The sequence below is a fragment of the Haloferula sargassicola genome (assembly GCF_040362925.1).
In the GTDB taxonomy this organism is placed as follows: Bacteria; Verrucomicrobiota; Verrucomicrobiia; order Verrucomicrobiales; family Akkermansiaceae; genus Haloferula; species Haloferula sargassicola.
This window is the reverse complement of sequence record NZ_BAABRI010000002.1, coordinates 150,509-171,195: the sequence shown is the minus strand read 5'-3', so window position 1 is coordinate 171,195 and position 20,687 is coordinate 150,509. Positions and strand designations below refer to the sequence as shown.

At 65.0% G+C, this 20,687-nt stretch carries 20 protein-coding genes; 8 read left to right on the top strand and 12 right to left on the bottom strand.

The genetic code is table 11. The features are described from left to right. Window positions 1-101 precede the first annotated feature (101 nt). Window positions 102-1,016: a VPGUxxT family thioredoxin-like (seleno)protein, type 2 gene (locus ABXH26_RS02285; protein WP_353565412.1), complete on the top strand. Its 915-nt coding sequence runs from the start codon at window positions 102-104 to the stop codon at window positions 1,014-1,016. Between the two features lie 14 nt (window positions 1,017-1,030). Here the strand turns inward: ABXH26_RS02285 and ABXH26_RS02280 are convergent, their stop codons facing one another. The 8 genes from ABXH26_RS02280 to ABXH26_RS02245 all read right to left on the bottom strand — a co-directional run bounded on the left by ABXH26_RS02280 (window position 1,031) and on the right by ABXH26_RS02245 (window position 12,095). Continuing rightward, window positions 1,031-2,881 (bottom strand): sialate O-acetylesterase, encoded by a 1,851-nt coding sequence (locus ABXH26_RS02280; protein WP_353565411.1) that lies wholly within the window; start codon window positions 2,879-2,881, stop codon window positions 1,031-1,033. Between the two features lie 3 nt (window positions 2,882-2,884). After that, window positions 2,885-4,231 carry a glycoside hydrolase family 183 protein gene (locus ABXH26_RS02275; protein ID WP_353565410.1) on the bottom strand — a complete coding sequence of 449 codons (1,347 nt, stop codon included), beginning with the start codon at window positions 4,229-4,231 and terminating at the stop codon, window positions 2,885-2,887. An 82-nt stretch (window positions 4,232-4,313) separates the two neighbouring features. Continuing rightward, the gene (locus ABXH26_RS02270) at window positions 4,314-5,708 is read right to left on the bottom strand and encodes an O-antigen ligase family protein (protein ID WP_353565409.1); all 1,395 of its coding nucleotides are present in this window, start codon (window positions 5,706-5,708) and stop codon (window positions 4,314-4,316) included. 112 nt (window positions 5,709-5,820) lie between these two features. Continuing rightward, a complete protein-coding gene (locus ABXH26_RS02265; protein ID WP_353565408.1) occupies window positions 5,821-6,324 on the bottom strand; it encodes a YciE/YciF ferroxidase family protein in 504 nt (167 codons plus the stop codon). A gap of 121 nt (window positions 6,325-6,445) precedes the next feature. Further along, window positions 6,446-7,360: a cation diffusion facilitator family transporter gene (locus tag ABXH26_RS02260; RefSeq protein ID WP_353565407.1), complete on the bottom strand. Its 915-nt coding sequence runs from the start codon at window positions 7,358-7,360 to the stop codon at window positions 6,446-6,448. Then, window positions 7,360-7,818, bottom strand: coding sequence for a hypothetical protein (locus ABXH26_RS02255; protein WP_353565406.1), 459 nt, complete (start codon window positions 7,816-7,818; stop codon window positions 7,360-7,362). Before ABXH26_RS02255 ends, ABXH26_RS02260 begins: the two co-directional genes overlap by 1 nt. Window positions 7,819-7,836: 18 nt before the next feature. Further along, entirely contained in the window at window positions 7,837-11,019 is a 3,183-nt protein-coding gene (locus ABXH26_RS02250; protein WP_353565405.1) for an efflux RND transporter permease subunit, read from the bottom strand. Continuing rightward, window positions 10,992-12,095, bottom strand: a complete 1,104-nt coding sequence (locus ABXH26_RS02245) for an efflux RND transporter periplasmic adaptor subunit (RefSeq protein WP_353565404.1) — start codon at window positions 12,093-12,095, stop codon at window positions 10,992-10,994. Before ABXH26_RS02245 ends, ABXH26_RS02250 begins: the two co-directional genes overlap by 28 nt. Before the next feature lie 66 nt (window positions 12,096-12,161). Here ABXH26_RS02245 and ABXH26_RS02240 point away from each other — a divergent pair, with 66 nt between their 5' ends. Beyond that, window positions 12,162-12,455 carry a nucleotidyltransferase family protein gene (locus tag ABXH26_RS02240; protein ID WP_353565403.1) on the top strand — a complete coding sequence of 98 codons (294 nt, stop codon included), beginning with the start codon at window positions 12,162-12,164 and terminating at the stop codon, window positions 12,453-12,455. After that, on the top strand, window positions 12,452-12,793 hold the full coding sequence (locus ABXH26_RS02235) for a HepT-like ribonuclease domain-containing protein (protein WP_353565402.1): 342 nt from the start codon (window positions 12,452-12,454) through the stop codon (window positions 12,791-12,793). Before ABXH26_RS02240 ends, ABXH26_RS02235 begins: the two co-directional genes overlap by 4 nt. A 31-nt stretch (window positions 12,794-12,824) precedes the next feature. Here the strand turns inward: ABXH26_RS02235 and ABXH26_RS02230 are convergent, their stop codons facing one another. Then, complete coding sequence (locus tag ABXH26_RS02230; protein ID WP_353565401.1) at window positions 12,825-14,036, bottom strand: TolC family protein; 1,212 nt, start codon at window positions 14,034-14,036, stop codon at window positions 12,825-12,827. 110 nt (window positions 14,037-14,146) lie between these two features. After that, on the bottom strand, window positions 14,147-14,521 hold the full coding sequence (locus ABXH26_RS02225; RefSeq protein WP_353565400.1) for a hypothetical protein: 375 nt from the start codon (window positions 14,519-14,521) through the stop codon (window positions 14,147-14,149). A 249-nt stretch (window positions 14,522-14,770) separates the two neighbouring features. On the opposite strand from ABXH26_RS02225, the gene ABXH26_RS02220 reads away from it, so the two are divergent. From ABXH26_RS02220 to ABXH26_RS02200, 5 genes are all read left to right on the top strand, one after another. Then, on the top strand, window positions 14,771-15,724 hold the full coding sequence (locus tag ABXH26_RS02220) for a homoserine kinase (RefSeq protein ID WP_353565399.1): 954 nt from the start codon (window positions 14,771-14,773) through the stop codon (window positions 15,722-15,724). 77 nt (window positions 15,725-15,801) lie between these two features. Next, window positions 15,802-16,008, top strand: coding sequence for a type II toxin-antitoxin system HicB family antitoxin (locus ABXH26_RS02215; RefSeq protein WP_353565398.1), 207 nt, complete (start codon window positions 15,802-15,804; stop codon window positions 16,006-16,008). Window positions 16,009-16,010: 2 nt separating this feature from the next. Further along, complete coding sequence (locus ABXH26_RS02210; protein WP_353565397.1) at window positions 16,011-16,193, top strand: type II toxin-antitoxin system HicA family toxin; 183 nt, start codon at window positions 16,011-16,013, stop codon at window positions 16,191-16,193. Window positions 16,194-16,242: 49 nt separating this feature from the next. Beyond that, window positions 16,243-17,535: a threonine synthase gene (gene thrC, locus ABXH26_RS02205; RefSeq protein ID WP_353565396.1), complete on the top strand. Its 1,293-nt coding sequence runs from the start codon at window positions 16,243-16,245 to the stop codon at window positions 17,533-17,535. 29 nt (window positions 17,536-17,564) lie between these two features. Beyond that, complete coding sequence (locus ABXH26_RS02200) at window positions 17,565-18,563, top strand: HupE/UreJ family protein (protein ID WP_353565395.1); 999 nt, start codon at window positions 17,565-17,567, stop codon at window positions 18,561-18,563. A 7-nt stretch (window positions 18,564-18,570) separates the two neighbouring features. On the opposite strand, the gene ABXH26_RS02195 is transcribed toward ABXH26_RS02200, so the two are convergent. Both ABXH26_RS02195 and ABXH26_RS02190 read right to left on the bottom strand, forming a co-directional pair. Then, complete coding sequence (locus tag ABXH26_RS02195) at window positions 18,571-19,788, bottom strand: SHD1 domain-containing protein (RefSeq protein WP_353565394.1); 1,218 nt, start codon at window positions 19,786-19,788, stop codon at window positions 18,571-18,573. A 131-nt stretch (window positions 19,789-19,919) separates the two neighbouring features. Continuing rightward, window positions 19,920-20,609: a hypothetical protein gene (locus ABXH26_RS02190; RefSeq protein ID WP_353565393.1), complete on the bottom strand. Its 690-nt coding sequence runs from the start codon at window positions 20,607-20,609 to the stop codon at window positions 19,920-19,922. Window positions 20,610-20,687 lie beyond the last annotated feature (78 nt).

Sequence of the window (20,687 nt, the reverse complement as noted above, 5' to 3'; positions counted from 1 at the left end):
TCTGATCCATTCCCCTTTCCGGTAGATTTCCATGGGCGCGGCAGTTCGTGGAGACGGGTGGTTGAGTGGAATAAAAACCCACGGATATCCGTCTCACAAGCATGCGCTGGCTTGCTTTTCTCCTTTTTGCGTCACTCGTCGCCTGCACCGCGCCGGCGGAAACGACGGCCGTGGAAACCGGCAAGGTCGATTGGCGGCGCGACTTCGATGCCGCGCTCGCCGACGCTCGGGACTCCGGCAAGCCGGTGTTCCTGCTGTTTCAGGAGGTGCCCGGCTGCTCGGGCTGCAAGCAGTTCGGCAAGGACGTGCTCGGCGACGAACGGCTGGTCCGGATCATCGAGTCGGATTTCGTCCCGGTCCTCGTCCGCAACAATGTCGGCGGCAAGGAAGGCGAGATCCGCGAGCGCTACGACGAGCCCGCCTGGAACTACCAGGTCGTGCGTTTCCTCGATGCCGGTGGCACGGACCTCATCCCGCGCAAGGACCGGGTGTGGTCGACCGAGGAACTCGCCCCGCGCATGGTCGCCGCCCTGGAAAAGGCCGGCCGGCCCGTGCCGGAGGAGCTGAAGCTCATGGCCGCCGGTCACCCGCCCGCCGAGGCCGTCTTCGCCATGGGCTGTTTCTGGAGCGGCGAGGAAAAGCTCGGCCGCATCGAGGGCGTCCTGACGACCGAGGCCGGCTACCTCGACGGCCACGAGGTGGTTCGGCTCACCTACGATGCTTCCCGTATTTCCACCGTCGACCTGATCGAAAAGGCCCGCGCCGTCGATTGCGCGGACAAGACCTGGCTGCCCGCCCGCGACCGGCGGGCCGGCACCGCGCGCTTCGAGGAGGACGATTACCGGAAAGCTCCCTCGTCCGACCAGAAGCGCATGCTCCTCGACTCAGCTGTGGCGAAAATCAATCTCAGCGCCGAGCAATCGACCAAGGTCAACGCGTGGTTCCGCAAAGACCGCGACAAGGCGCTGGACTACCTGACTTTCGCCCAGCGCCGCTACCTGGAAAAACTCCACTGAGCGCTCCGCGGTCGTCACCGGCCGGGCCTCACGGTCCAGCTGAGCTCGCGCGTCCCGCCGCCGGGAACTTCGACCACCAGCGTGTGGCCATCGGTCCGGGTCACTCCGCGCAGCTCGAAGCCGGCCCCGTCCCGCGATAGCCGCAGCGTTTCTCCGGCCTGCACTTGCACCTCGGAGGCGATCGCGATGCGGAACTCGAACGCGTCCTTGTCCGGATTGGTCAGCGTCCAGGTCATGGCGTTTTCCGCACAGGCCAATTCCAGCACCGCCCTGCCATCCGACAAGGTCATGCGGTTGGGGCCGGTGAGGGTGAGCTTGCCCAGATTGCGCGGTCCCCAGCCGCCGGGGATCTTCGTGCCGCCGCCCGGTTCGTGGGACATGAACTGCTTGCCTCCGGTCACCAGGCTCGTCACCGAACCTCCACGGCCGGTCTCCAGCGAATAGCCCGGCGTTTCGATCCGGTAAACGGTCGGCTCCGGCTGGAAGGCGAGCGACGCTGGCGGCAGGTCATCGGTCCGGAACGGCACCGCCGGCAGGCCGGCTTCGTTCACCAGGTTCGCGTCCGGCAGCCCGCCCCAGGCGAAACGAACCTGCGGCGGGGTGGACATCGAGTCCGGCGTGAGGACGACCGTCTCCTTTTCCACGCGACCCTCGACGAAGCGGAAATCCCCATCCTTTCCCGCCACCGCCAAGCCGCGGACCGGCTCGCCGTCGGTGGTCTTGAGCGCCTGGTCGAAACTCAAAACGAGCGACTTTCCCTCAACCCGCACGCCCTCGAAGCGCGGCCCGTGCGCCACCACTTCGCTGCCGTAAACCTCACGCCGGGCGATCAGGGCAATCCGCCGGCCGATCTCCTCCTTTTCCCACGGATGCAGGTCGGAGCCATCGGTGGTGTCGTAGCTCACCGCCTGCCAGGCCCGCTCGGTCGCCTCGCAGGCCCGGGTTTCCGCCTCCCTCAGCCAGCCGAAATCGAGCCCGCCCATGGTGCCCTCGAAGGCCGGGAGCTGGACCACGAAAAACGGCAGGTCCGGCTGCCTCCAGGCCTCCCGCCAGCGGCTAATGAGGTTTTCCAGCAGCTCGTCATACACACCCGGGTGCCCGGCATTCGCCTCGCCCTGATACCACGCCGCGCCTTTCACCGGCAGCGCGGTCAGCGGGTGAATCATGCGGTTGAAGAGTTCCGACGCCGGAATGCCGAACATCGACCCGCTCACCTGATCGGCCGGGATTTCCGGCAGGGTCCCCGGCGGCGTCCAGGCCTCGATCGCCGTGCCGCCGAAGCTGCTGTCGATCAATCCCAGCGGCACGCCGTCCAGCTTCGGGTCATCCCGCAGGTGCTTGCCGAAAAACCACGCCACCGCCGAGAACTTGGTCAGCGATTCCGGCGTGCAGCTCCGCCACTCCGCGCCGATGTCGCTCACCGGCTCCGGCGATCCCGCCTTCGGCATGGAGAGCACGCGGACCTGCGGGTTCGACCCCGCCGCGGTGATCGCCTCGGGGCCCCCGATCACCTCATCGAGGCCCATCTGCATGTTCGACTGGCCGGAAAAAAGCCACACGTCCCCGAGCAGCACGTCTTCCAGCAATGCCTCGCCGCCGCCATCGCGCGCGACGATCTCCATCGGCCCGCCCGCCGGCTGCGGACCCAGTTTCACCCGCCAAGCTCCATGTTCGTCGGCCGTGGCCTGTGCGGTGGTCGCGCCCATCGTGACCTTCACCCCGGCACCCGCAGCGGCCGTGCCCGAGAGCTCGATCGGCACCCCGCGCTGCAGCACCATGTGCGAGGCGAAGGGCGGATCGATCGTCACCTCCGCCAGCGCCGTGCCCGCCACCATCCAGGCGGCCAGTAATCCCATCGTTTTCATGCCTCAGTTCTGTTGCGCTTTCTTCAGGGCCGGATCGTCGAGGTCCAGCCGGTAAAGCACCTGATTGTAATCGTAGCGCGGCGTCTTGACCGGATTGCTGCTGAAGGTGTGGGTGTAGGTCCCCTCGAACAACAGCACCGGCGTCTTCGGGTCGCTTAGCTGCCAGTCGATCTGCACGTTGTAAAACGTGTAGTTCTCGTGCGTGGCCACCTTCACCGCCGGTCCCCACGGGCCCTCCGGCGAGTCGCCCTCCAGATACCACACCTCGCCAAAGCCCGACGGCTTGCCGAACTTCTGCTGCACGACCATCACCCAGCGCCGGCGGTATTCGTTCCACGCCACCGAGGCCGAGGCCACCTCGATGCGTTCGCCATCGACCGTGTCCAGCATCCTCGAGCTCTCCACCTTTTCCCACGTCGAGCGGTCCTTCCACGCCTCGTAGGTCGCCGGGCAGCGGAAGTCCGCGGGCCCGTTGAAATACAGCCATTCCTTGCCCTGCTTGTCCTTCCAGATCAGCGGATGGCCGTCCGGATAGGGTTTCGGCGGGCCTTTCTCGTCCCCCTTCTTCTCCCAGAAAACCAGGACCTGCTCGAAGTTCTCCGCGCGGTCATTCCACTCGACCAGGCCGAATTCATAGGGCTCGAGCTGATTCCGGATCTTCGCGTAGGTCGCCACCAGGTGCTCGCGTCCGCGGGCGTCGCGCAGGGAAACGAAGCCCGAAAGCCAGGTCGGGCCGTCACCCGGCATCTTCGCCACGCCCCGCGGCTTGCCTTCCTTGCTACGGAAGTAGTCGTACTTGATCCCCGTCGGCGGCTCGAGCGAGATCAGCGGGTCAAGCGACGTGGTCGCCCCCGAGGTGTCGAAAAAGCCCAACGGGTAGCCCGGCAGGTTGGTATCGCCCCACAACCAGAACAGCCGGTCCTTGTAGCGGGTGAGCTGCACGGTGTCCTGCCCGGTCAGGCCGGATTCCTGCCATTTTTCGAACTCGCCCAGCTTCTGCGATTCGGCGAACAGGCCCGCACCCGTCAAGCGGCCTAGCCGCTTGGCGATCTGCTTGCGCTCGATGGTGATGGTCGCCGCCCCGCCCGGCTCCGGCGTCACGCGTTGGCCCCGGTTTCCAAAACCATCCGCCGCCACCTCGTAGCCGTGGGAAAAAACATGCAGCCAGGTTTCCGTGCCCATGAATTCCGGCAGGTCGAAGGCCACCACGCCGGCGTTGTCGGTGTAAAACTCGACGTCGCTGGTGGTCGTCAGCCGCACCAGCGGGACCGGCCAGCCGTTCTCCTTGTCGATCACCGTCACCTTGAAGGGCACCCGCGCCCCGGCGGGCAGCGCCAGGCCGGCGGCCATGAGGCATCCATGAAACCATCGCATCCCGGAAAAGGACGGAGCGGACCCGGCAAAACTTACGCCCGGGCGTGGCAGCGGGCCATCAGGTCGGGAGCGTTTTCGGTGTGCCGGCTTTCTTCGCCTGGCGCCGCCACCACTCCGCCCGCGAAACGAGAGCACAGAAGATGATCCACGTGGTCAGGTTCTTCGTTTGCGTCAGCACCCGCTCCACCTGGCCGTGGAGATAGGTGATGCCGAGCGAGATCGTGACCGCCATCAGCACCAAGCCGAGCGGGGTTTTCCAGAACGCGAACGTCGCGCGGGTCCCGAACAACATCGTCACCCCCACGAAAAGCATGAAAGCACCGAAGCCGAGCACGCCGTTTTCCGCCAGCATCAGCCAGTAAAGGCTCTCGGTCAGCGGGTTTTTCCGGAACATCTCCGGGTAGATGCGCCGGCCGCGGTTCTCCTCCCAGCGTTCCAGCACGCGCGAGTATTCCAAGCCCCGCGGCCGGCTGTTCGCGAGGCCGTAGTTGTTCCAGCCGATGCCTGTCAGCGGATGATCGTGCAGCATCGCCTTCGACTGGTTGTTGAGCGCAAAGCGCAGGTCGTTCTCCGGCGTGCTGTCCTCGTCCATCCGCTCCATGAAAGTGTCCGCCGCCATCGCCAGCACCAGCACCCCACCCACCGCCCCGGCCAGGCCGAGCGACACCCGCCGGATGGTCAATCCGTGGACGAAGGAGCCGAGCATCACCAGCGCCGAGCCCACCCCGAACGCCGCCAGCGAGGCCCGGGAAACCGACAGCACCACCACCAGCCCGGCCGCCCCGAAGGCCGCGAAAAACAGGCACACGTCCTTCATTTTCGTCTCCTTCGAAATCGCCAGCGCCAATAGCGGGAAGGCGACGAAGTAGGACCACATCGCCATCGGATTCTGGTGCTCGAACCAGCCCATCACCCGGAAGCCGCCCTGCACGTATCGCCCCCACAGGCAGATCACCACCTGCACCAGCAGCGCGATCGCGAAGCCTCGCATCATCGCCAGCACGTCCTTTTCCCCGCGCAGCGCCGCGAACACGCCGACGAAGATGAAGCCCATCTTGGCGAACTTGAAGGCGGGCATGAAGACATACAGCGGCTCCAGCGCCGCCACCACCGACACCAACGAGGCCCCGATCCACAGGAACCAAACCCACAGCCCCGGCGCAAACCAGCGGAAGTCCTTCCGCTTCTCCAGCAAGGCCGCCAGCGCGAAGCCGATCGCAATGGCTTCCAGGAAGTTGAATTCGAAACCCTTGGTGTGCCCGCGGTAGGTCTCGATCGAGTCGAGCATCAAAGTGAAGTCCGATGGCGGCCGCACCAGCTCGAAGGCCATGAAGCCGAGCAGGAATCGCCGCCACCTGTCCCTTCCCTTCATCAGGAAACCGAGCGCCGGTCCGATGCCGAGATAAACGAAGGCGATGACGACGACCTTCAGCAGCGTCTTGACGATTTCCACCCGCACCCAATCCAACAGTCCGCCCCACGACTGGCGAGTTCAAACCCGTCAACACACGAAAGGGCGGCACCCCGCAGGATGCCGCCCTTCGATTCATGGCGCAAAATCCGGATCAGGCCAGCGCCTCCTCGTTGATGCCGTCGCGCAGGAGCTTGCCGGTGGCGAGCTTGGTCAGCTTCTTGTCGGCGGCACCCTCTTGATCGAGCGTCTCGTCAAGCTGCTTCACGTCCTCGTCGAAGCCGAGGATGTCCGCATAGCACTTGGCAGTGCCGTAGCCGGCGATCTCGTAGTGCTCGACGCGGTTGGCCGAAGCGATCAGGACCGCATCGCGGACCGGGCCCCCGGGCGTTTCCTCGCCGTGCTTTTCGGCCTCCTTGACGAGGCCCTTCATGGCGTCACAGGTCTCGCCTTCCGGCGCGATGCCATGCCGGGCGCAGATTTCCTCAAGGCGGGACTTCTGTCCGCGGGTTTCCTCAAGGTGGTCGGAAAAGGCGTCCTTCAGGTCGGAGTTGGAGGCCTTGAGCACCATCTTGGGCAAGGCTTCAATCAGTTGGGTTTCCGCGCTGTAGAGGTCGCGGAGTTGGTCGAAATAGAGTGCTTTCAGATCTTCAATCATGGCTTGGTGGAGTTGTGGTTTGCGGGCGGGATGCCCAGCAGACATCTGGCAGACCTCATGCCACGCCCGAAGTCCTTGAGTTTGCTTGGTTCAGGCGGCGCGATCCGAGCCGGGCACGTCGTTATGCACCGTGCTCCGGTGAAGGATGCATGACTCCATCGGCGGAAACGCAGCATTCCCCGGCCAACTCCACGTCCACCGTCACGTGCGGGAAATCCTCGTCGTCGAGGTGATCCCGAACCCAGGTCTTGAGCGCCACGATTTCCCCACGCGTCGCATCCCCGGCCATCACCACGTGGAAGGTGAGGACGTGCTTTTCCCCATCGAGAGACCAGACGTGCAGGTGATGCACGTCCTCGACCTTCGCCCGCTCACGGAGATCGGTTTCAAAACGATCCGGGTCGAAGGAATCGGGCGTGGTCTGAAGGAACACCGCCATCACCCGCCAGAGGTTGCGGCCGACGTTCCACAGGATGAAAAGCGAGATGCCGATCGACAGCAACGGGTCGATGATCGGCAGGTCCCAGATCGCCATCACGCCCGCGCCGATCAGGACCGCCACCCAGCCAAGCGTGTCCTCGAGCAAGTGCCAGCTGACGACCTGCTCGGTCAGCGAGGAGCCGCGTTTCACCCGCAGCACCGCCGCGCCATTGACGACGATCCCGAGCACCGCCAGCCCGATCATGCCGGGGGCGTTGACCGTTTCCGGCGACCTCAGCCGATCGACCGCCTGCCACAGCACCGTGACCAGCCCGGCCAGCAGCACCAACCCGGTGATGAGCCCGCCCAGCAGGCGGAAACGCCGGTAGCCGTAGGTGTGCCGGGAGGTCCGCCCGCGGCGCGACATGCGCTCGAAGTACCATGCGAGGCCGAGCGAGGCGGTGTCGCCCGCGTCGTGCAGGGCGTCGGCGAGGATGGCGATGCTGTTCGTCCACAGCCCGCCGAAGATCTCCACCACCGTGAAGGCCGCGTTCAGGAAGAAGGCGACCTTCAGGTTGCCCTCGCTGCCATGATCGTGGTGGTGATTGTGCCCCATCAGTGGTCGTGATCGTGCTCGCAGGAACAGGCATACTCGGGATGCTCGCACTCGGGGCAGGTGGCCAGGTTCAGGCTGAAGCGCTCATAGACCGGCTTGGCATCGGCGGACGTCTTGATGCGCACCACCACCGGCAGGCTCTTGCCCTCGGGAAACGCCTTGTCGGAGATCAGCGCGTCGCCGTTCTTGGAAAACGTGAGCCGGGTCGGCTTCGAGCGCTCGCCGCCGGTCACCGTCACTTCCGTGTCGCCGATCGGCCGGACCTTTCCATCGTCGTCCACGGCGGTGATCTTCACCTTGCCGTCGTCCATGCGGTAGAACTCGAGGTGCGGCTCGACCGAGGTCAGCACGCGGCCGCCGTTCGGCGCGGTGATTTTCTCATGGTGATGAGGTTCTTCGGCTTGGGACAGCGGGGAAAGTAGGGCCGCACAGGCGGCGAGGATCATTTTGGTTTTCATGGTCGTTTGTCTTTAGATTCAGGCGGCCGCGGCCGCATTGCGTTCGAGGGCTTTTTCCGCCGCACGGCGGCAGAAGCGGAAGAAGAGTGCCGGCGTGACGGCGAGCCCGAGCAGGGTCGAACTCACCAAACCACCGACGATGACGATCGCCACCGGATTCAGGATTTCTTTCCCGGGTTTCTCCGAGGCCAGGACCAGCGGCACCAGCGCGAGGCCGGCGGACAGCGCGGTCATGAGGATCGGCACCAGCCGCTCCTCGGTGCCGCGGATCACCATCTTGCGGCTGAAGACCTCGCCCTCGTGCCGCATGAGGTGCAGGTAATGCGAGATCAGCATGATGTTGTTCCGCGCCGCGATGCCGGCCACGGCGATGAAGCCGACCAGCGTGGCGATGCTGACGTTGTTCAGCGTGCTCCCGGTGTAGAGCACCGCCCCGATCAGCGAGACCGGGATGATGGTCAGCACCAGCAGCACGAAGCGGAGGCTGCGGAAGTACGAGTAAAGCAGTACCATCACCACCAGCAGGATCACCGAGGACATCACCAGGATCGTCCGCGACGCCTCCTTCTGCGCCTGGTATTCGCCCTCGTAGGAAATCGTGTAGCCTTCCGGCAGGTCGACCTTTTCCGCCACCTCGGCCTTCAGCCGATCGACGGCGGAAACAAGGTCGCTGACGGTCGGGTTGATCTGCACCACGAAGCGCCGCCGCGAGTTCTCGCGCAGGATGTTATTCGGGCCGCTGGCCATGCGGATGTCCGCCACCGACCCGAGCGGCACCAGCTGGTCGTCCTTGGTGTCGACGTAGAAGTTCTCCAGCCGCTCCGGATTCTCGCGCCATTCCTCCGGCAAGCGGACGACCAGGTCATACACCCGCACGCCTTCGTAGGTCTCGGAAACCTTCTCCCCGCCCATCAGGCTGGCCATTTCCGAGGTCAGCGCGCCGGGCGTGACCGCGTAGGCCGCGGCGCGCTCGGGGTCGGGCTCGATGCGGAGCTGCGCCACCGGTGCCTGCTGCTCGCCACGCGCTTCCTCGAGGCCGGGGATTTCGCGGGCCACGCCGACGATCTCGTCGCCGATCCGCCGCAGCTCATTGAGGTCGGGGCCGAAAACCTTCACCGCCACCTTGGCCGACACGCCGCTGAGCATGTGGCCGATACGGTCGGCCAGCGGCCCGCTCATGGCGCTGAAGGTTCCGGGGATGCCCTTCATGGTCTCGCGGATGTCATTGATGACCTCCGCGTGCGTGCGGCCGGACGACTCGTCGAACTCGATGTCGAACTCGACCGTCGAAACCGGCACCACGTGGTCGCCGCGCTCGGCCCGGCCGGCGCGGTAGCCGACGGTTTTCACTCCCGGAATCCGCAGCAATCGTTCCTCGGCCGTGTCGGCCAGCTCGGTCGTCATTTTCAACGAGGTCCCCGGACTCAGCGTGGTGGCGACCAGTGCCGTCGGTTCGCGGAAGGCGGGCAGGAAATTGCGGCCCATCTCCGAGTAGGCGATCCAGCTCAGCCACGCGAGCACGCCGGTGATGGCGATGACCAGCAGCGGCTGGGACAGGGCCAGTTTCATCCAGGTTCCACGAAACGCCGCCTTCAGCCAGCGAACGAAGATGAAGTCGCCATGGTCCTTGCCGGGCTTCGGGTTGAGGAGGAAGGAACTTAGTACGGGAATCACCGTAAGTGAGACGACGAACGAGGCCGCCATGCTGACGATGGTCGCGATGGCGATCGGCGTGAAAAGCCGGCCCTCGACCCCGCTCAGCGCCATCAACGGCAGGAACACGAGGATGATGAGGATGGTCGCATAGAGAATGGACGAACGGACCTCGGCGGAGGCGCGCGCGATGACTTCCAGCTTCGGCAGCGGCTGCGTGCGGCTGGCGTTTTCCTTCAGCCTTCGGAAGACGTTTTCCACGTCCACGATGGCATCATCGACCACCATGCCCACCGCCACCGCGAGGCCGCCGAGGGTCATGGAGTTCACGCTCAGATTCATCAGGTCGAAGACCAGAATGGTGATGCCGAGCGAAAGCGGGATCGCGGTCAGCGTGATCAGCGTGATGCGGAAGTTCAGCAGGAAGAGGAACAGCACCACCGCCACCATGATCGAACCGTCGCGGAGCGCTTCCATGAGGTTGTCGATCGAGAGGTGGATGAAGTCCGCCTGGCGGTAGAGCGGGGTCAGCTCGACGCCCTCGGGCATGGTCGCCTGCAGCTCGTCGAGCGCGGCGCGGACTTCCTTGTCGAGCTCCAGCGTGTTGAATCCCGGCGATTTCCGCACGCTGAGGATGACGCCGCGGCGGGCGAGGTTGCCTTCGTCGTCGGGCGTGCCATCGGCCACGCCGAAGCCGGCATCGCCGCGCATCGGCTCGATGTCCCACTGCACCTTGGCGACATCGCGGATGTGCACCGGCCGGTCCTGGCGGTAGGCGACGACCGTTTCCCCGATGACGTCCGGGGCGGTGGTCATGGCCAGGTTGCGGACCATGATTTCCTGCGGCCGCTCGGTGAGGAAGCCGCCGGTGGTGTTGCCGACGGCCTCCGCGGCGGAACTACGGATGTCCTCGTAGGTCACCTGGTGGAGCAGCATCCGCTCGGGGTCGGGCTGGATCTGGAGCTGCTTCACGCCGCCGCCCATGGCCAGCACCTCGGCGATGCCCTTGATCGACTGCAAACGCCGGGCCACGACCCAGTCGGCGGTCTCCCGCAGGTCTCGCGGCGCGATGTTTCCCGTGGTGTCGCGCAGGCCGACCAGCATGATGTCGCCCATCAGCGAGGTCACCGGCGTCATGTAGGGCGTGACGCCCTCGGGCAGCGTCTCGGAGGTGCCCATCAGCCGCTCCTGCACGAACTGGCGCGCCTTGTAGATGTCGGTGCCCCAGTCGAACTCGACGAAGATCAGCGACAGCCCGATGTCATTGACCGAGCGCAGCCGGTCGACGCCGGTCACGCCCATCAGCGAGTTCTCGAGCGGGATGGTGACCAGCGTCTCGACCTCCTCGGGCGCGTAGCCCTTGGCCTCGGTGAGCAAGGTCACGGTCGGTTTGGTCAGGTCGGGCAGCACGTCGACCGGCATCTCGGTCGTCTTCTTGATGCCGAACACCAGCAACACCACCGCCACGGCGAGCACGAGACCGCGCTGGGCGAGGGAAAATCGAATCAGTTGGTTGAGCATCAGGCTTCCTTCCGTTGGGAGTTCCACCAGAGCTGCGCGAAGACCAGGGCGGCGATGCTCGCCGAGATCGCGAACCACAGCACCCAGCCGGGCGCGGAGGAGGCTTCCGCGTGGTCGTCGTGGTCGCCGTCCTCATGATCATGCTCCGCCTTCTGCTCGGCGGTCATCTCGGAGCCGTCCTCGTTGTGCTCGTGGCCGTGGGCGGCATCGAGCGCCTCCTTCAGCGACATCCCGCTGGCCCCGCCGACGAAGCCGAGCGAGTAGGAGCCCCGTGTCACCACCTCATCGCCGGGGAAAAGCCCTTCCTGGACCTCGACCCAGCCGCCTCCCTTTTCGCCGAGCACCACCGGAACGCGGTCGAAGGCGTTGGGCAGGTCGAAATCGCGCACGAACACGACCCGCGAGGCGGGATCGCCCTGGACCGCCGTCTCGGGAATCGCGAGCACGCCGGGCCGCGTATCCACCACGATCTCGAACTCCGCGCGCATGCCGGGCAACAGGCGTCCGTCCTCGTTCGGCACTTGGAAGACGCCTTCCACCGAGCCCGCATCGCGGTTCGCCTGCACCCCGAAGCGCAGCAGCTCGGCGGTCACCGGCTCGCCGCCGAGCGCGGGGAAATGAATGCGTGCGCTGGTACCCTTGCCGATCCCCGCCGCCATCTGCTCGGGGATCTGGGCGACCACCCACAGCTCGGAGCGGTCGGAAATGTCGAGCAGGTCCTTGTCCGGCTCGACCGGCTGGCCTTTCAGCACGTGAGAGGCGGTGATCAGTCCGTCGTGCGGCGCGCGCAGCTCGATGGTCGGCGGCGGGTTGCCCGGCTGGCGGCTCTCGACGCGCACCAGTACCTGGCCCTCGGTGACCTGCTCGCCCATGAAGGCGTTCACCTCGATGGCCCGGCCGGAGATCCGGGAGGAAACGGAATACCGGTTGCCGGGGATTTCCTCGACCCGACCTACGGCGAACACCGTACGTTCGAAGTCGCGCTCCTCGGCGACGACCGTTTCCAGCCGCAGGTTCTTCACCGCGGTTTCGTCGAGGATGACGGTGTTGGAGTCCTGGCCGAGGGCGGAGACGGCGAGCAGGAAATAGATGATGTTCTTCATGAAAACAGGAGGCAAGGGGATGAAACGGAAGATTGAGGTCGGAAAACGGCCGGGCTAGGCTCGGCCATGCCCAAGCGGGATTTGGTGAACCGGCATCGCGAGGAAATCCTCGCGCTGGCGGCGAAGTTCGAGATCGAGAGCATCAAGCTCTTTGGCTCGGTCGCGCGTGGCGACGAGCGGCCGGACAGCGACATCGATTTCCTGGTTCGGCGGAAACCGGGCAGTGATCCGTTTTTCATGCTGGACCTCAAGGAGGGCCTCGAGGCGCTGCTCGGGTGCAAGATCGACCTGATCACCGACCAGCCACTGATGCGTGCGCGACTGCGGGGCAGCATTGAGCGGGATCTCGTCCCGCTATGAGAACGACCGAAGAGCGGCTGAGGGACATGCGGGATGCCATCGACGCCGCCTTCCGGCACCTCCCGTCCGGGCGGTCCGATTTCGAGGCCGACGAGGTCGTCCGCTTTTTTCTGCTGAAACAGGTGGAGATCATCGGTGAAGCGGCGTTCAAGATTTCGAAAGACTTCAAGACCGCCCATTCGGAGATCCCGTGGCGAAAGATCGAGGGCACCCGGCACATTCTGGTTCACGACTACTTCGATGTGAACTGGGACACCCTGTGGGACATCGTCACCCTTCATCTCGAACCTCTCCGAAAACAGGTAGACGATCTGTTGGAGAGACTCGGTGCTGGTTGATGGCTGCGTTGGAGAAAGGGGGGTCATCGTCTCAAGGATTACCGAGGGCGGTCCGGTAGCGCACGCGCGCCAGGTGGAAGTTTTTCAGGGCGTCGAGCCGGGCCGCCGCCAGCTCGAGGCCTTGTTCGCGGGAGCGCAGGACGGTGAAGAGGTCGCCCTGGCCGTTGCGCCATGCCTGTTCAGCGAGGTCGGTCTGCTCCGCGGCCTGCGGCAGCAGCTCGTTCTCGACCTCGCGGGCCAGCTTCGCCCACTCGAGCATTTCGTTGCGCGCCGCCTCGGCCTCGAGGCGGATCGATTGTCCGAGCGCGTCCAGCTCCTTGCGCTTGCGCTCGGCCCGCGCCTCGGCGGCTTCGATGTTGCCCTCGTTCTTGTCCCAGAACGGCAGCGGGATGGTGAACTTCACGCCCACGATCGCCTCTTTTTCCGCCGGCTCCGGAGCATCGACCTTGCGCTCGGCACCCGCGAAAAAGCCCGCCTGCACGTCGCCGTAGCGCTTCGTCCGCTCAAGCGCCGCCTGCTGCTCGGCCTCCAGCACGGCGAGCCTTGCCAGCTCGATCGCCGGCCGACCCTCGGGATCCATGCCTGCCGGCAGGCTCATCTCCGGCAGGGAGCCCGACACCGTCAACGACTCACCCGGCGCCATGCCGAGCAGCGGTTTCAGCCGACCGACCGCCCGCTGTTCCTCGGCCGCGAGGCGCCGGATTTCCGTCGAAAACTTCGACATCGCCAGCCGTGCCTGGCCGGCATCGAGCACCGAGCCCTCGCCCTTGTCCGCGATCTCCGAGGTGAAATCGACCAGCTCCCGCGACACGCCCTGTTGCTTTTGGAGCAGCTCGCCGCGGCCGCGCAGCGCCAGCACCTCGACCACCGCCGCGCGCGCCTCGCCGACCAGCCGGTTGGCCACCTCCGCGACCTCGCGCTGGGCCGACTGGATCTGGGTCGAGCCGAGGTTTTTCTCCAGGCTCAGCCGGTTGGTGACCGGAAACCGCTGGCTCAGCCCGACTTCGAAGCTGCGCTCGGAAAAGCGGTCGTTGTGCTGGAAGCCGACCTCCAGTTCCGGGTTCTCCAGCCGGCCGGCCTGGCGGGCGCGACCGGTGGCTTCGTTGATGGCGAGGTTGGCTGCGGCGAGGTCGGGATTGTCGGCGCGGACGCGGGAGCCGACGGACCCGAGCGTCACCACGACGCCGGGTTCAGCCCACAACGGGCACAGGGAAAGATAGAGCAAAAATGGGAGATACTTCATGAAGACGGAAACCAGTTGATCCAAAGGGTCCGGCGACTCCCCGAGAGGGGCGCACGGAATCAAGGGCGGTCCTTTTGAAAGGAGGGACCGCGGCACGAAAAAATCGCGCCTCAGATCAACGGCGGAGCGTCTTCCTCGAACACCGGCGGGTCCGGCATCCGGTCATGATGCAGGCCCACGCCCAGCAACGAGCCGCCGGGCGGAGACAAGCTCACGGCCGCAAAGTATTCGGCCGAGAGATTCAGGGGCGAGCCGCAGCAGCCATCGTGATGGTGATGGCAGGGGACATGCGGGTTGCCATCCCCGGTGTGGTCGTGATCGCAGGTCTTGCCATGGTCATGACCGTCCACGAGGGCATCGGATGGGGTCTCGTGGTGGCACACGCCATGATGGTGCGCCATTTCCTGGAGCTCCGGCAGCGCACGCACGGCGAGCCCGGCGAACACGCCGAACATCATCAACCATGCGAACAATCCACGGATCACGACCCCGGACTAAGCCTTCCTGAGACCGGTTCGCAAGGGATTTTTCTCAAGAACAGACGGGCTACGAGGGCGTGGGAGAGCAGGATGAATGGGATAAAACGGATGGATCCGACCCGATTCCCGACCGCAAATCCCATCCCATTCATCCTGAGCATCCTATCCATCCAGCGACCCGCTCCCGGCAGCCCGTCATTCCCCCAAAAACCCGCGTTCGACAATCCCCGGGCCGCCTGCTAACTCCCGCGCCCCATGATTCAGGAAGCCGTTCAGGAAGTGCGCGTTTTCGCCCCCGCCACCGTCGCCAACGTGGCTTGCGGATATGACGTGCTCGGGTTCGCCATCGACTCGCCCGGCGACGAGGTGGTCGTCCGCCATTGTGAAAAACCCGGCCTGCACCTCACCGCCATCACCGGCGACGAAGGCAAGCTGCCCAAGGCTGCCGAAAAGAACACCGCCGGCGTCGCCGCGCTGGACCTGCTGCGCCACCTCGGCATGACCGACCGCGGCATCGAGATGGAGATTCACAAGAAGATGCCCTTCGGCTCGGGCCTCGGCTCGTCGGCCGCTTCGGCCGTCGCCGGCGCCTACGCCGTGAACTGCCTGATCGGGAAGCCGCTGACGAAAAAGCAGCTCCTCCCTTTCGCCATGGCCGGCGAGGCCTCGGCCGACGGCGCCTGGCACGCCGACAACGTCGCGCCCTGCCTGCTGGGCGGCATCGTTTTCATCCGCAGCAACGAGGAACTCGACATCGCCCAGCTCGCCCCGCCGAAGGATCTGTGGGCGGCTGTCGTCCATCCGGACATCGAGATCCTCACCAAGGTCGCGCGGGAAATCCTGCCCAAGGACATCCCGCTGATCAACGCCACCCAGCAGATCGGCAACCTCGGCGGCCTGCTGTGCGGCATCATTCAGGAAGACTACGGCCTGATGGCCCGCTCGCTGCACGACGTCATCGCCGAGCCGCGCCGCCAGAAGCTCATCCCGGATTTCTACAAGGCCAAGCACGCCGCCATCAACGCCGGGGCGCTCGGTTTCTCGATCTCGGGCGCGGGCCCGTCGGTCTTCGCCCTGTGCGAGGGCGAGGAGAGCGCGAACAAGGTGGCCAAGGCGATCGGCAAGGTCTTCGACGCCGTCCCGCTCGGCAACCAGATCTACGTCTCCAAGATCAACCCCCACGGCGTGCACGTGGTGGAGGAGAAGTGAACGAACTGAGGCGTGTGAAGCTGGCGGAAAAGGTCTAGTTTGCCACCGCACCCGCCTCATCCTCCCCTTCCCGAGCCATGAAAGCCTACACCGCGATCATTGAGAAATGCCCCGAGACCGGATACCTCGTCGCTCACGTCCCCGGTTGGCCGGGAGCACACACTCAGGCGAAGAGCTTGGACGAGCTTCAGGCCAATCTGAAGGAAGTGATCGAACTTCTCCTCGAGGAAGGTGAACCGAAGCTAGAATCGGAATTCGTCGGCACCCAGACCGTGACCGTCTGACCATGGGCCCAATCCCCATTCTCAAGCCGCGAGAGGTCAAACGGCTTCTGGATCGGCATGGCTTCGTTCTCATCCGGCAAAAGGAATCGCACTGCCAATACCGACACAACGACGGTCGCCAGACCACAAGGGGCGCGACATTTCACCGCCTCTGCTCAGGCAGATCGCCAAAGACATCGGACTGACCATCGAGCAACTGCTCAACCCCTGAAGATCGCTATTCCCCAACAGGAAATGCTCTACCACTCCACCAACAACCCCGCCCACCAGGTCGACCTGAAGGAAGCCGTGCTGCGCTCGCTGCCGCCGGACAACGGGCTCTACATGCCCAACACCCTGCCGACCCTCGGCGAGGATTTCTGGAAGATCTGGCGCGACCTGAGTTTTCAGGAAATCGGCTACGCCGTGGCCGATGCGTTTTTCGGCGAGGATGTGCCGGAGGAGGCCCTGTCGGAAATCGTCGACGGCACCCTCGAGTTCGACGCCCCGGTGGTGACGCTCGCGCCGGGCGATCACATCCTCGAGCTGTTCCACGGCCCAACGCTCGCCTTCAAGGACTTCGGCGCACGTTTCATGGCCCGGCTGATGGCATGGCTGACCCGCGCTGAGGACCGCGAACTGACCGTGCTCGTCGCCACCTCCGGCGACACCGGCGGGGCGGTCGCCTCCGCCTTCCACCACGTCGAGGGCACCCGCGTCTTCATTCTTTACCCGAAGGGAAAAGTCTCCGGGCTGCAGGAAAAACAGCTCACCACGCTCGGCGGAAACATCCACGCGCTGGAGGTCGATGGCACCTTCGACGACTGCCAGCGCCTCGTGAAGTCCGCTTTCCTCGACCGCGAGCTGTCCGAGCGGATGAACCTGACCTCGGCGAACTCGATCAACCTCAGCCGCCTGGCCCCGCAGAGTTTCTACTACATTCATAGTGCCCGGCAGATCGAGGCGAAGCCCGTGTTCGTCGTCCCGTCGGGAAACTTCGGCAACCTCACCGCCGGCCTGCTCGCCCGACAGCTCGGGCTGTCGGTGGAGAAGTTCGTCGCCGCCACCAACATCAACGACGTGGTCCCCGCCTACCTCCAGAGCGGCACTTACACGCCGCGGCCGAGCGCCGCGACCATCTCGAACGCAATGGACGTGGGGGCGCCCTCGAACTTCGCCCGCATGGAGGCCATCTTCGAAAAGTCCTGGGACGCGATGCGCGGGAAGATCTCCGGGGTTTCCTACACCGACGACGAGACCCGCGCCGCGATCCGCGAGGTGAAGGAAACGCTCGACTACACCATCGATCCGCACGGCGCGGTCGGCTGGCTGGCCGCCCGCCAGTGGCGCGAGGACCACCCCGGCAGCGAGACGATCACGCTGGAAACCGCGCATCCGTCGAAGTTCCTTGATGTGATGAACGAGGAACTCGGGCCGAACCCGGTCGAGATCCCCGAGCGCCTCGCCATCCTGGCCGACCGACAGAAGGTCGCCCACCCGCTGACCATGGACGAGGCCGCCTTCAAGGACTGGCTGGCGACGCAGTGAATCCGCCGTTTCGCAGCCTTGTCTTTGCTTTGGCGTTTGCTGCCCCCGCGGGGGCGCACGTCGTCGAGCAGTTCCATGCCGAGACGGTCGAGGGCGGCATCGAGCTGTTGTTCGACGTCGGGTATGCCGATCCGCAGACCCGCGATGATCCCTTCGAGCCACAGCCGACGCGTGACTGGCTGGTTTCCCGGACGCCCGCGCAGCACGAGGCGCTGCGGCGGGAATCGGCCGAATACGTCCGCCACTATCTCGGCTTGGACAAGGGAGCGGAACTTTCCTTTCCCGATTTCGACCACGATCCGGCGGACTTCGAGCGCCTGCTTTCGAACGGCGCCTACTACCGAATCCGGGTCCCGCTCGAAGCGCCGCTGGCGGTTGCCGCGGGGAGTTTTCCCGACCTCGCCGTCCGCCTGCCGGACGACACCTATCGGACGCTGAAACCCGGCGACTCGCTGGACCTCGGCATGCACCCGCACGGGCTCCCGGCGTTGGTCCATGCGTTCCGCGAGGGCTTCGTGCACGTGCTGCCGGCGGGGCTCGACCACATCCTGTTCATCCTCGCGATTTTCCTTTTGGTCAGGAAATGGCGGCCGCTGCTGTGGTCATCCCTGGCTTTCACGATCGCTCACACGATCACGCTCGGGCTCGGCGCGGCGGGGGTGATCGCGCCTTCGTCCCGCTGGGTCGAGCCAGCGATCGCGCTGAGCATCGCCGCGCTGGCGATCGAGAACCTGCTGGTGCGCGATTTCCACAGGTGGCGCCTGGCGGTGATCTTCGGCTTCGGCCTGGTCCACGGCATGGGCTTCGCCTCGGTATTGGCGAAAGGACTCGGCGCGGGTGATGGCTTCGCCGCGCGGCTGGTCTGCGCCAACCTCGGCGTCGAGGCGGCCCAGGTGGCGGTGCTTTCCAGCGCCTGGGTGCTTACGCTCGGCTGGGGAAAATCTCCCGTCTACCCGCGGTTCCGCACCGTGGCGAATCTGGCACTGGCGGCGATCGCGCTGGCCTGGTTCGTCCAGCGCCTCGGATGATCCGGTTTCAGTCGAACTCGATGTCGACGCCCTTGCGGCTCCAGGCCTTGGCGATCTCTTTTTCGAGCTGATCCCAAGTCCGGCCGTCGAGGAGGGCTGAAAGCGGTCCATCCCCGTCCTTCACCTCCTCGCCTTGCCGGATCTTCTTGAGAAAATTCTTCAGCCGCGCCGCATCGCCCTCACCATCGAGATGGACGAAATATCCAGTGACGATCGCGCCGAATGCATAGTTGAAGTTCGCGTTCGTCCCGGTGAAATCCCCATAATCCATCAACATGAACTCCCTGAGGTCCGGTGCCGAGAAGGAGGTACCGATGGCACGGCCTCGCTGGGTTTTCCGGTCATAACCGGTGGTATAGTCCTTCAGGGAGTCGAAGGTGTTCCGGACCTTGAAGCGACCGTTGCGATAGGGGGTCACCGCGCAGTATTCCGCGAGGCCCTCGGTGAACCAGCCCATGGCCCCGTAGATGTAGTAGCCGCCCGGGGTGAGCTGATGGGTCAGCTCGTGAACCAAGGTCTTGTTGCTCTTGTCCCGGTCCCGCATGTAGCCGCTTCCAACCTTCCGCACGCCGAGGCTTTCCAGCGGCACCATGACCTGGTTCTTGCCACCGATGAAGACACCCGCGCTGGTGGGCGGCCCGCCGGCCTTCACGTAGTCATCGAATTCCTCGAACAGCAGGATTTCAAAACGCCCCTCGCGCATGGTGCCCCCCGTGATGGCGAGGGGCAGGGCGCGGGTGTACTGGAGTGTCGACTCGAACATCTCCGCGAAGTTGCTGACCACCGACTTCGAAAGCCGGACATCGCAGATGAATCGATAGTGCGAGGATTCATAAACCCAACGTTTCGCCGTTTCGTCTTCCTCCACGACGTTGATCTCGGGGTCGGCCTTGTAGTCGACGGACTCGGGCCAAGGCTCATCCCAGTTCAGCAGCGGCTCCCCGGCGGGCTCGTCCTTGTCGTCGGAATCCAGCACCGGAGCGGGCTCCGGCGTCTCTTCGGTTTCCCCGTTGAGAAAGGCAATGTCCGCTTCGCACAACCTGGACAGGGGCACGGTCGCGTTCCGTCCGTTGGCCAGCCGGAGCACGACTTCGGTGTCATCGTGAGCGATGAGTTCCGCTTCAATCTTCCGTCCCAGCACGTCGGTCCAGGTCCTCGCCTCCAGCCTGGCCCCGAAGAAAGTCACCAGCAGCGCCGCGAGGGGGCCCGCTATCTTCCGTCTCATCATCGGGAGCCATGGAATCGCGGAACCCTTCACTCGACCAGTTAAATCGACTGGGCAAAATGACAGTTCCGCCCCTGTGTTTCCATGGTCATGGCGACCCCCTGCGGTCGCAGGAACCGCTGCCCGCTCCATCAGTCCACCTCCACCACATCGGTGACGCCGCGGAGCTGGACGCTCTTCGACTGGGGATCGCGCATCACGACCTGGAGGACGCGCTTTTTCCCCGGGTGAGGCCAGCGGCCGGAGGAGACCTGGATCCACTCGTCACCCTCTTGTTCGCGGTAGAAGGCGCGCATGGCGGAGGCGCTGCGTTCATCCACCGGCGGGTCCTTGATCGGGGTTTGGGCATTGCCGGAGCATTCGAAATCCTTGCCCTCGAGTTCCACGCGCACCGTCATGGGCGTGAGGTTGAGCACCAGGAACGAGCCACTCGGGAAAGCCTTGGCGGAATCGTCCACGAGATGCGCGGTGGCCGGCTGGTCGCCTTCCGCGGGCACGAAAACGAGGATTCCGCGGCTGACCTTGCCCGGCACCTCGATCTTGCCGAGGCACTTTGCCTCATCGTTCACGCTTTTGGCCGAGGCTTCCGTGGTAAGGATCAGCTTGCCGGTCTTGAGGTCGAGCGTGGTGCTTTCCCGATTAAGATAGCGTTTCACCGAAAGGGCGGTGCCGGGGGACGTCGACCCCTCCTGGTGCACATACACCTCGGCGGGTGGCTGGTTTTGAAACACCGTGATGGCCCGGATTTCCACATCCTTCGCCTGCAAACTCCCGGCCAGACACCCCGCTCCGGCCACTCCCACCATCCATAGCTTTTTCATATCGAATGACATCCTCGGCCGCGGACTGCCGGGAGTCAATGGCGCGCTGTGGAATCCGGCAAACCCCCTCGAAGCGGT

What these genes read in the sequence shown, in the direction of transcription:
- ABXH26_RS02240 (WP_353565403.1), top strand. Translation starts at nt 12,162, where the DNA reads ATGCCCAAGCGGGATTTGGTGAACCGGCATCGCGAGGAAATCCTCGCG.
- ABXH26_RS02245 (WP_353565404.1), bottom strand. Translation starts at nt 12,095, where the DNA reads ATGAAGAACATCATCTATTTCCTGCTCGCCGTCTCCGCCCTCGGCCAG.
- ABXH26_RS02230 (WP_353565401.1), bottom strand. Translation starts at nt 14,036, where the DNA reads ATGAAGTATCTCCCATTTTTGCTCTATCTTTCCCTGTGCCCGTTGTGG.
- ABXH26_RS02215 (WP_353565398.1), top strand. Translation starts at nt 15,802, where the DNA reads ATGAAAGCCTACACCGCGATCATTGAGAAATGCCCCGAGACCGGATAC.
- ABXH26_RS02265 (WP_353565408.1), bottom strand. Translation starts at nt 6,324, where the DNA reads ATGATTGAAGATCTGAAAGCACTCTATTTCGACCAACTCCGCGACCTC.
- ABXH26_RS02255 (WP_353565406.1), bottom strand. Translation starts at nt 7,818, where the DNA reads ATGAAAACCAAAATGATCCTCGCCGCCTGTGCGGCCCTACTTTCCCCG.
- ABXH26_RS02260 (WP_353565407.1), bottom strand. Translation starts at nt 7,360, where the DNA reads ATGGGGCACAATCACCACCACGATCATGGCAGCGAGGGCAACCTGAAG.
- thrC (WP_353565396.1), top strand. Translation starts at nt 16,243, where the DNA reads ATGCTCTACCACTCCACCAACAACCCCGCCCACCAGGTCGACCTGAAG.
- ABXH26_RS02210 (WP_353565397.1), top strand. Translation starts at nt 16,011, where the DNA reads ATGGGCCCAATCCCCATTCTCAAGCCGCGAGAGGTCAAACGGCTTCTG.
- ABXH26_RS02280 (WP_353565411.1), bottom strand. Translation starts at nt 2,881, where the DNA reads ATGAAAACGATGGGATTACTGGCCGCCTGGATGGTGGCGGGCACGGCG.
- ABXH26_RS02235 (WP_353565402.1), top strand. Translation starts at nt 12,452, where the DNA reads ATGAGAACGACCGAAGAGCGGCTGAGGGACATGCGGGATGCCATCGAC.
- ABXH26_RS02195 (WP_353565394.1), bottom strand. Translation starts at nt 19,788, where the DNA reads ATGAGACGGAAGATAGCGGGCCCCCTCGCGGCGCTGCTGGTGACTTTC.
- ABXH26_RS02220 (WP_353565399.1), top strand. Translation starts at nt 14,771, where the DNA reads ATGATTCAGGAAGCCGTTCAGGAAGTGCGCGTTTTCGCCCCCGCCACC.
- ABXH26_RS02190 (WP_353565393.1), bottom strand. Translation starts at nt 20,609, where the DNA reads ATGAAAAAGCTATGGATGGTGGGAGTGGCCGGAGCGGGGTGTCTGGCC.
- ABXH26_RS02275 (WP_353565410.1), bottom strand. Translation starts at nt 4,231, where the DNA reads ATGGCCGCCGGCCTGGCGCTGCCCGCCGGGGCGCGGGTGCCCTTCAAG.
- ABXH26_RS02285 (WP_353565412.1), top strand. Translation starts at nt 102, where the DNA reads ATGCGCTGGCTTGCTTTTCTCCTTTTTGCGTCACTCGTCGCCTGCACC.